This is a genomic window from Paenibacillus sp. J2L1-98 (genome assembly GCF_056269405.1).
In genome coordinates, this window is sequence record NZ_JBWDNW010000046.1 from 1 (window position 1) to 9,504 (window position 9,504).

Consider the following 9,504-nt stretch of genomic DNA (forward strand, 5'->3'; position numbering starts at 1 on the left):
GCGAGTTTCTCCAAAGCAGTATATTTTCCTCTAGACATGAAAAAGCTCCCCTCACAGTAGCAGGCTTTTTATTATTTCACCTGTCTACCGTATGGGGAGCATATCAGACGATCGGCTGCCGTTTCCATGCTGACGGACAGTTTATACAAAAAAAGGAATTGAATAAGATCCTCACGAATAATGAAATATCCCTTTAACGGAGGAAACAATGGTATGGACCATTTAGATAAGGAGTGCACTTGTGAAGCTATATAAACACATCATATACCGGTTAGCCAAGAAGGAAACTCCTCTGGTGGTAACCGAACGGATCAGACGAGCTTTCATCGCTTCAGATACTGACCCGCATGACATAAAATTTTTCATCAGCGACTCTATGCATGGTGTATCCGGCATCGATCGGCTGGTGAGTCAAAATCCTTCGCTTGCCCCATATCGCCACACGGTCGTGACATCTCTGGGTTGCGAGCAAAGACTGACCAACCTTCCTGCTCGATGGGATGGATCAAATCCGGGTGGCTTCACCAATTCGCTTCGGATGGAAGATGCGATTGAGACTGTAAGTGGAATACCACGCCGCTATCCACTACATAAACTCACGTTTGTATTCGATCATCTTCCGATGCTCCGTCGAGGCCCCGAAGCTGTCAAGGTAGCACCAATACCATTTGTCGCTAAAGGGGATGTTCGTTATACAAGGCTGTTTGCACCGAGTATTACGGGCTGGAGTGACTACCCTTCGCCGTGTATTCGGCTACAGAGCGATTGGTGGATTACCGGAAGAAATAATTTTCTGGATGCGATCGTAGAGCTCGGTGACCTCGCGCAGGGTATTCCGCAATTGGAGCTGAATGAAGGGGAACGCCACTTTTTGGAGTCTATCGGGGAAATTTATTATGAGCGCGTATTCGCTGTTCCCTCAAATGAGGAGGAAGCCGCAGCAGTCTACGAGAACATGATTGTTGGCGAGCGGATCGTGCAATCATGCTATGAAAATGGAAATCTAGTCGGCGTTCAATTTCCGTATCAATTGGAGCCGCTTATGATCGGGGACCATGCCTCCGAGCCGTTGTCAGTCAAAAAGGCGCTTACTACCCATTTTAAGAAGCGCGGCTTTAGCTACAACACCAAATATAGCAATGGTTACGTTTATACGATAACCAGAGTAACCAAGAATCACCACCTCGTAAAGCTCACCTTTGTCCGCGGAAAATTTAGTGCAGATGTCTCGTGCGTGGGTAGCATTGAAGGCCCGCTGTGGAGGCATGAATTCGAACTGCCTGCGGTACACCCCAAAATGGGACCGTACCGGGTAACCCGGCAAATCGATGTCGATCATCAGATTGGCAACATCGCCGCGGCTTACGATACCGTTGAGAAGTCAATCTTCGAAGCAATCGACGACTTGTACGGATCAGGGCCGGCATGGCTTACTTATATATAGTCAAAACCCAGTATGTTACGCTCCCTCGGTATGATTTGATTTTCTTACGCAAGCTCGTGTATTCGCAGGATTTCACCCGCCTTGAGATTAGGTTGACGAATGAAGAGAGCCAGGTTTGCTAAGATGTACCGTCAGAAGGCGTGCGGGAATAGAGGAGAGAGTAGCCCCACCCAATTCGTTCCATATGCTGCACGTATTCTCCACGATATCCCTAGCGATTTTCACTCCTATGTCGGGGCGGGCCAAATGCCCTTTCATTCCTTCGTTACACCTATCTAAGGGGTGGAGGTCGGTCTTTCTAACGGAACGGGTCGGAGCCCTTTTGCGTAACATCTCCCGATACTCCGGGGTACAAGAAATAGTGACGCTGCACAAAGGTCAACGTCTGATGGACCGGGTCCGGCCATTCGTTGAAATGGTTATCGTCACGGGCCACAACAAACGCGGCGGGTGACGAGCCCGCGCCGGCCATACCGCTCATATGCAAGGGGCAGTACCTTTGAAGTCGTTAACCGACCTTGAAGGTATTGCCCCTTATTGTTAAATCAAATCATCCAGTTTGCATGAAATTCCTGCTTAAATTCTTGAGGAGAATGGCCTTTGAACACCAGCTCCGGGTTTTTTACACTCACTTTCGTGCCTTCCGGAACCGAGGTTGTAATAAAGGCATTGCTACCTATAACGACGCTTTTGCCGATAACCGTCTCGCCGCCTAATATCGAAGCGCCAGAGTAGACCGTTACTTCATCTTCCAGCGTAGGGTGGCGCTTTACGCCGCGAAGTGCTTGTCCGCCCCGGGTGGATAATGCGCCAAGGGTGACACCCTGATAAATTTTCACATGATTGCCGATAACGGTAGTTTCGCCGATCACGACGCCTGTACCATGATCGATAAAGAAATAGCTGCCGATCGTAGCGCCTGGGTGAATATCGATTCCGGTCTCATTGTGCGCGTATTCCGTCATGATTCTCGGAATGAGCGGCACGGAAAGCTTGTACAATTCGTGTGCCAGCCGATAAATCGTGACGGTAAATATGCCCGGGAAGGAGAAAATGATCTCGTTCGTATCTTGGGCGGAAGGATCGCCTTCGAAGGCGGCCTGCACATCGGTTGCCAAAATCTTCCGAAGCTCCGGCAGTTTGCTTAAAAAAGCGTAAATGATTTCATCGGACTTTGTCTCTACAGCGACGTTTGCCGTCTTATCGTTAGCGGCTTGATGCTTTAATACGGAACTGATCTGTTCGTGAAGCTTATCGTGAACTTGAATGAGCAGATCGCCGATGTGGTAGTCCAACGTAGCGGTTGTAAGGTTCTGTTTTCCGAAATAGCCCGGGAACAGAAGCTCTCTCAACAATTGGATGACTTCAATGATCGTATCTCTGCTCGGAAGAGAGACTGCATCCAATGGAATTACATGAGACTGCTGTTGATAGCTGGAGCCGATCGCAGAGACAAGGCTGCCGAGCTGCTCGTAAAAATATTTACTCATCTTTTCATCCCCAATTCCCATGCTCGTACAAACAGGGAAGGCGAACCCGATGCCTGCAATCCTCCCTGTAACGTCACTTCATTTTAACTCCAGTTGAGGTTGCTTTTCAATTTCAAAAGGGCAGCACAAGGTTTCCAAATGTAAAAAGGTCCTAAAGCGGTGGTAATCAGCACAGGGCGACACAAATCTGCTTAATTAATGACAACGCGGGTACTTAAACTCAATATTTTAACACCAGAAAAAGACTGCTGATGTAATGGATCGACAGCCTTCTTAGTTAAAGGGCAGGATGCTTAAATAATAATGCCAGTACCTAATACGTATGGCACTAGCATAAAGGATCAACTCCCCAAATGTGGGCACAAACCTCCCGTATATCGAAGTCTAATTTGATCTGAATGAAGCACACCATAGTCTGTAATCGGTGCGACGCCCGGGATCGGTTCGCCGTCTGATCTCCTTCACTTTCATGTCCGACCAAATACCGCTCCAGGAACAGATACTGCACTTTAGTCTCTCTTCTGTAGGGTGCGATGCATTCTGGATGACGATCATACACTCTTGACTGTAGGTATTACAAGAAGGACAATTGTGAACTTTCATGTTCATCTCCTCTCAATGGTATTGGAGTCAGGATAACTCATACTTTTAGGTTTCATATTAAATTGTAACTTTAAATAATCTTCTGATCGGTAATTATGAGTGGTATAACAAATCGTTAAGCTAATGTGAAACAATAGTATAACAAACATCAGGACGAGGCTGCCGGAATGAAACGGCAGCCTTGTTGAACTATTCCAGCTATTAGCTTATCAATATTTATTTATCAATGTACGAAAAGAAGAATGCTATACTAATAAATGAATATGACAATGTGATGGATGTTGTTAAAAAGCGGAGAACGGAGAGTGAGCAGCGTTGAAAATAAAGGTCATTATTTCCGATGACAATCCCTTTATCCGGGAAGGCATGAGGATCATACTGACCACTTTCGAAGAGTTCGAAGTATTGGCGACGGTTCAGGATGGTCAAGAAGCCGTAGATTTCTGCCGGGAGAATGAAGTAGACGTGGCACTGCTCGATGTGCAGATGCCCAATATGAATGGTGTGGAAGCGACCAAGCTGATCTCCGAGCAGACAGGAACCAAAGCGCTAATCCTGACCACCTTCGATGATGAGGCGTTTATTATCGATGCGATCCGGAACGGGGCGAAAGGATATCTGCTCAAGAATAACGATCCGGAGCGGATACGGGATGCCATCATAACTGTATACAACGGACATAATGTGCTGCAGGATGCCGTGCTGGATAAGCTGAAATCTAGTTTGCTACCGGACAAGGATAAAGATAAGAAAGAAGATAGAGGTGGTAAGATCGACAGAAGCTTATTCACTGATAGAGAGCACGACATTATGTCCCTCATCGCGAAGGGGCTTTCCAATCGCGAAATCTCGAAGAAGCTGTTCATCTCAGAAGGCACCATTGCCAACCACATTACTTCTATCCTAGGCAAGAAGGGTCTTACGCATCGTACACAAATCGCGATTTATTTTCTGACCGGGGAAGTGGATTAAATGACGGAGAGGGGAACCCCTATAGAACTCTGGACAATGGGCATAAAAGCGATTCTCTTAAGCTATGTGGTCATTCAATCTTATGTAGCTGTAGGTTCGATTTCACCATGGTATATGCTATCCATCCTCCTCTACCTGTGTTTGAATATTTCCATTCATATCGCTAAAAAGGTTAGTATCACGACGATCGTGCTTCTGCTGTCCATGCTCGTTACCGCAGCGTCCTCGTCACATATCCAACCCTTATTGTTACTCCTGCTCCCTCTGAACATATACGAACTATTCACTATATACCTGCGTAAACGCGGAATTATTCTACTTCTCATGCTGGTTCCGCTCTTGTTGCTGTCTCAAGAATCCCAAGCCATCTTGGTTACATATGGACTCGTTGCGATGCTAAGTTTCCTCTATTACTTCTTGCTTAACACCTACATAAGCAAAATTGCAGAACTCAAAGAGGACATAGAAAATAGAAACGAACATATCCAGCAGTTGACTAAGAGTCTAAATGAGAATAAAGAATATATCAGACAGTCCAATTATACGATTAAGCTGGAGGAACGTAACCGGCTATCCCAGGAAATTCATGATAAGATTGGACATTCGATGACGGGTGCATTGATCCAAATGGAAGCATCGAAGCGCTTGTTCACCTCCGATCCGAACAAGTCGGCGGAGCTGCTTCAGAATGCAATCCATATCTCCAAGGATGGGATTGAGAGTATCCGCCTTGTGCTCAAGAATATGAAGCCGCCAACAGAGCAGCTCGGAATAAATCGGATGAAATTATTGGTTGATGAATTTTCAGCGAAGCATACGGTCAGGACCTCTCTCACTCATGAAGGTAATGTCGACATCATTACTCCGATCAAGTGGAAGATCATTCAGGAGAACACCCAGGAAGCGTTAACCAATGCCATGAAATATTCAAACGCTACTTTTGTCTCCATCCATATCGAGGTACTGAGGACCTTAATCAAGGTCGAAGTATCGGACAACGGCAAAGGAGAGCAGAAGGTGATAAAAGGCTTGGGAATAATCGGCATGGAAGAACGAGCAGCAAGCGTAAATGGTACGATTATCGTCGATGGCTCAAGAGGCTTCAGTGTCACTACATTAATTCCTCATGGATAAGATGAGATTTAAGATGTTTAAACAGGAAGATTCTCAGGGGTTAAGGATGAACTTGTGCACTGTCACAGGGGCATCCTTTTTTATTACAATTACATTATCCTAAAGACGAAACGGGAGTGTTACGAATGAACGTACTAGAAATTAAGCAGCTTACGAAGAAATTTGGGGATTTTATTGCTGTGGATAATATCACGATGTCCGTGAAGGAAGGCGAGATATTCGGATTTCTGGGTGCGAATGGAGCCGGAAAGAGTACGGCCATTAACATGATTGCCTCTCTGCTCCGGGTTACCAAGGGTGAAATCGAAGTTCTTGGCAAGAGTATCGCTAAGCATGGCAAATTCGCGAAGATGAACATCGGGATTGTGCCGCAGGAAATGGCTATTTATGAGGATATGACAGCTTACGAGAACGTTCATTTTTTCGCCGGATTATACGGACTCAGAGGGTCCAAGTTAAAGGAGCAGGTGATTGAAGCTCTTGCATTCGTGGGACTTGGCGACAAGCACAAGAGCTATCCCAAAAACTTCTCAGGCGGCATGAAACGAAGATTGAACATAGCCTGTGCAATCGCCCATCGGCCAAAGCTGCTCATCATGGATGAGCCAACGGTGGGGATTGATCCGCAATCCCGCAACTATATTCTTGGTTCCGTGAAGAAACTGAATGAAATGGGCTGTACGATCATCTACACCAGCCATTATATGGAGGAGGTCGAGGAGATCTGTACAAGAATCGCCATTATCGACCACGGCAAGATCATCGCGGAAGGAACGAAAGGCCAATTAAAGGCCATCATAACGAATCAGAAAAATATAGGTATCGAGGTCCGTTCGGCGGAAAATCTGGATAGGAACAAGCTGGAGGCAATTGCTGGCGTAAACCGGGTTGAAGTGGAGGATAGAATCGTTAAGATCACCTCCGATTCCGAGGTCAATAATTTGAACCGGATCATCCAGCAGTTGATGGCTGACGATATTGAAATACGTACAGTGGAAGAGAATGAGCCTAGTTTGGAGACGGTGTTCCTGACATTGACAGGCAGAAGCCTGCGGGACTAATAAGAAAGAAGGGATAAGGAGGCGAAGGGGAAATGAATGTATTCAGAATAATGCTTAAAGAGTTAAAGGTTATCCGCGATCCCAAGATGCTTTTGTTCTTGGTGGTTTCGCCGCTATTAACCATGCTTATTTTGGGAACGGCGCTTACGAATGCTTTTAACGGCAGTTTAACGGTTGGAAAGATTAACGTACTTTATAAGAATAATAGCTCATCGAGCGAGTTCACTAAATATTGGGACGACTTCACGGGTCAGATACGTCAAGCTGGCATTAAACTCGAGAAGGCAGACGAGAAGACGGATGGAAAAATTGAAGTGAAGAACAACCGCTATGCGGGTTACGTCGAGATTTCGGACAGTGGGCTGAAGTATTACAGCAGTAGTCAGAGCTTGATTGAAAGCGATATAGCTAAGAGTGTGCTTATAGCTTTTGCAGATCGTTACCGGTTGGCGGCTGAAGTAGCAGGTACAGACTCAGAGCAAGCGGATGCGATCATGACCGGAAGCGGCGGAGAAAGCTATGTGGTGGAGGAGTCGCTGAATGCGACAAGAAAGCCTGGTGCTATGGACTATTTCGCTATAGCGATTACGACAATGATTATTTTATATAGCGCCTTGACGGCCGCACAATTAATAGACGGTGAACGCAAAAGGAACACAGCTGTCCGATTGCTTGCTTCACCGGTGACGAAAATCGAAATTTTTGCGGGTAAACTAGCAGGGCTTGTCGTGCTGAATTTAATACTCACAATTGTCGTAGTGCTCATCAGTAAATACATGTTTAATGCTTATTGGGGAGAAAATTTGGGTCTAGTATTTTTAACGCTCTTTACTGAAATCATTTTTGCTGTGAGCTTGGGACTCGGGTTCAGTTATATCATCAAGGGCAATGCATCAGGAACTGTTGTTATGATTATTATCCAATTGGCTGCATTTCTCGGCGGTTCCTACTTCCCAGTCGAGGAAGCTACAGGATTCATGGCAACCATCTCGTCTCTTTCTCCGCTGCAATGGTCGAATGCTGCACTTCTTGAAATGATCTATGCAGACAGTCTGTCAGCAGCGGTTAACGCCATGCTGTTAAATATCGGCTTCGCGTTTGTCTTGCTTGGTATCGCATTAATGATGATGCGCAAAAAGGAGGGGTTGTAAGAATGAGAGACACGTTATGGCTAATCCGGAAAACATTGATTTCTACCTTTAAGAATTATATGAATCTATTTGTATACTTCGTCCTTCCTGTTATGGGAATCCTGCTCGCGACCCTAGTCCAAGGGGGCTCGGGAGAAACCGAATTGAGAATGGGCATTGTTAATCATGATGGAGGTCAGTCGATTACAAAGGGTGTTATAGATTCAGTGGGCAGACAGGAGTCCATGCTTATAAGTGAGATTGAGGAGAATGAGATAAAAGAGCTGATTGCTGCTGGCGATTTGGATGCAGCAATTATCTTTCCCGCAGGTTTCGCACAGAGCTTGATTGTCGGTAAGCCCGCAAATGTTAAGATCGTATCCATTAAGGGGGCGCAGGTTACCGGACAAGTGAAAGCTTCCTTGGATCAACATATTAACAATATGGCATCAATCGGCAAGGTGGTTAAAGGAGATAAGGCTAAGTTTGATACTCTTTATGAGGGATTTCAAAAAACAGACTTCAGATTATCAGTTGAGAAAGTAGAGGACCAATCCGTAAATCACAATAAAACCAATCAATCAATAGGTTACTTGCTCGTCCTCATGCTGGTGTCCGCTTCGAATTTATCTGGAATTCTTATTAAGGAAAGAGAGAATAGAACCTATTATCGCCTTTTATCCTCACCGATCAATCCTAGAACCTATGTCTTATCTAATATCATCGTTAACTTGACTATGATGATGCTGCAGATTGCAGTGACACTGTTGATTATGATAAATATTTTTCGTGTCGATCCGGGTATTCCTTATTGGAACATGTTCCTAATTCTTGTGTTATTTGCTTTGGTGGCAATAGGTCTATCGCTTGTAATCGTGGCATTCTCAAGCAGCTCTTCAGTAGCCAGCGGCATGCAGAATATGATCCTTATTCCTAGCAGCTTGCTGTCTGGGTGTATGTTCCCGCTTGAATTAATGCCGGAAACCATGCAGCAGCTCGCGCACTTTCTTCCCCAGTATTGGCTTCTGGATACCTTTAGCAACCTACAACAAGGGGGATCCGTGGGGCAATTATTCTTGAATCTGATCATTTTGATTGCTTTTTCCTTGGCCTTATCTTTAATAGCCGTTTATAAGTTTGGCAGAAACAATGATACTCGAAGCTATATTTAAGAAAATAAGCTAATCCCCTGCGAATGAGTGAGTTTATATGAGAGAAACCCTTAAAACCGAGGGAGGAGAAACTATAGCTTAACAATCACCAGAAATGAGGCTGCCGGCAAAAATCGGCAGCCTCGTTGAGCTAGGATTGTGCATGACTTTCTCCTTTGGAAACATCCATTTAATTATTAAATCGGATTAACAAGGAATACACGTTATACCAGCCTGAATTTTAACTACTACTTTATTGAGCTCCCTCAGTACGATATGATTTTCTCGCGAATGCTCGCTTATTCGCAGGATTTCGCCCGGTTGGTAAAGGGTGAAAGATAAGGAGGGGAACTCCGTCTTAGACTTCGGCAACATGAAGGCGCACGGAATAGAGGGGGAACACAGCCACCCTAAATAATTCCATTTACTGCACGCTTTCTCCACGCCGCCCCTGGAGGTTCTCACTCCCATGTCTCAACGGGTCATTGCCCTTTCATTCCTTCGTTACGCCTGTCCAAG

Annotated in this window: 9 protein-coding genes; 7 read left to right on the plus strand and 2 right to left on the minus strand. The window is 45.4% G+C overall.

Features of this window, described 5'->3' with window-relative positions:
* Positions 1 to 197: hypothetical protein (locus AC0YNZ_RS30980; protein WP_475830206.1), on the plus strand; the 197-nt coding region annotated here is incomplete at its 5' end.
* A gap of 44 nt (positions 198 to 241) precedes the next feature.
* Positions 242 to 1,444 (plus strand): hypothetical protein, encoded by a 1,203-nt coding sequence (locus AC0YNZ_RS30985; RefSeq protein WP_475830207.1) that lies wholly within the window; start codon positions 242 to 244, stop codon positions 1,442 to 1,444.
* A gap of 298 nt (positions 1,445 to 1,742) precedes the next feature.
* Here AC0YNZ_RS30985 and AC0YNZ_RS30990 read toward each other — a convergent pair whose 3' ends face one another.
* Together AC0YNZ_RS30990 and AC0YNZ_RS30995 are read right to left on the minus strand one after the other, a co-directional pair.
* On the minus strand, positions 1,743 to 1,931 hold the full coding sequence (locus AC0YNZ_RS30990; RefSeq protein ID WP_475830208.1) for a hypothetical protein: 189 nt from the start codon (positions 1,929 to 1,931) through the stop codon (positions 1,743 to 1,745).
* 58 nt (positions 1,932 to 1,989) lie between these two features.
* The gene (locus AC0YNZ_RS30995) at positions 1,990 to 2,934 is read right to left on the minus strand and encodes a serine O-acetyltransferase (RefSeq protein WP_475830209.1); all 945 of its coding nucleotides are present in this window, start codon (positions 2,932 to 2,934) and stop codon (positions 1,990 to 1,992) included.
* A gap of 918 nt (positions 2,935 to 3,852) precedes the next feature.
* Between AC0YNZ_RS30995 and AC0YNZ_RS31000 the strand changes: the two genes are divergently transcribed.
* The 5 genes from AC0YNZ_RS31000 (at position 3,853) to AC0YNZ_RS31020 (ending at position 9,006) form a co-directional block, all read left to right on the plus strand.
* Positions 3,853 to 4,509 carry a response regulator gene (locus tag AC0YNZ_RS31000; protein ID WP_475830210.1) on the plus strand — a complete coding sequence of 219 codons (657 nt, stop codon included), beginning with the start codon at positions 3,853 to 3,855 and terminating at the stop codon, positions 4,507 to 4,509.
* A 21-nt stretch (positions 4,510 to 4,530) separates the two neighbouring features.
* Positions 4,531 to 5,643, plus strand: coding sequence for a sensor histidine kinase (locus AC0YNZ_RS31005; protein WP_475830214.1), 1,113 nt, complete (start codon positions 4,531 to 4,533; stop codon positions 5,641 to 5,643).
* A 125-nt stretch (positions 5,644 to 5,768) separates the two neighbouring features.
* On the plus strand, positions 5,769 to 6,704 hold the full coding sequence (locus AC0YNZ_RS31010) for an ABC transporter ATP-binding protein (protein ID WP_475830211.1): 936 nt from the start codon (positions 5,769 to 5,771) through the stop codon (positions 6,702 to 6,704).
* Between the two features lie 32 nt (positions 6,705 to 6,736).
* Complete coding sequence (locus AC0YNZ_RS31015) at positions 6,737 to 7,855, plus strand: ABC transporter permease (protein WP_475830212.1); 1,119 nt, start codon at positions 6,737 to 6,739, stop codon at positions 7,853 to 7,855.
* Between the two features lie 2 nt (positions 7,856 to 7,857).
* A complete protein-coding gene (locus AC0YNZ_RS31020) occupies positions 7,858 to 9,006 on the plus strand; it encodes an ABC transporter permease (protein WP_475830213.1) in 1,149 nt (382 codons plus the stop codon).
* Positions 9,007 to 9,504 lie beyond the last annotated feature (498 nt).

What these genes read in the sequence shown, in the direction of transcription:
- AC0YNZ_RS31010 (WP_475830211.1), top strand. Translation starts at nt 5,769, where the DNA reads ATGAACGTACTAGAAATTAAGCAGCTTACGAAGAAATTTGGGGATTTT.
- AC0YNZ_RS30995 (WP_475830209.1), bottom strand. Translation starts at nt 2,934, where the DNA reads ATGAGTAAATATTTTTACGAGCAGCTCGGCAGCCTTGTCTCTGCGATC.
- AC0YNZ_RS31020 (WP_475830213.1), top strand. Translation starts at nt 7,858, where the DNA reads ATGAGAGACACGTTATGGCTAATCCGGAAAACATTGATTTCTACCTTT.
- AC0YNZ_RS31015 (WP_475830212.1), top strand. Translation starts at nt 6,737, where the DNA reads ATGAATGTATTCAGAATAATGCTTAAAGAGTTAAAGGTTATCCGCGAT.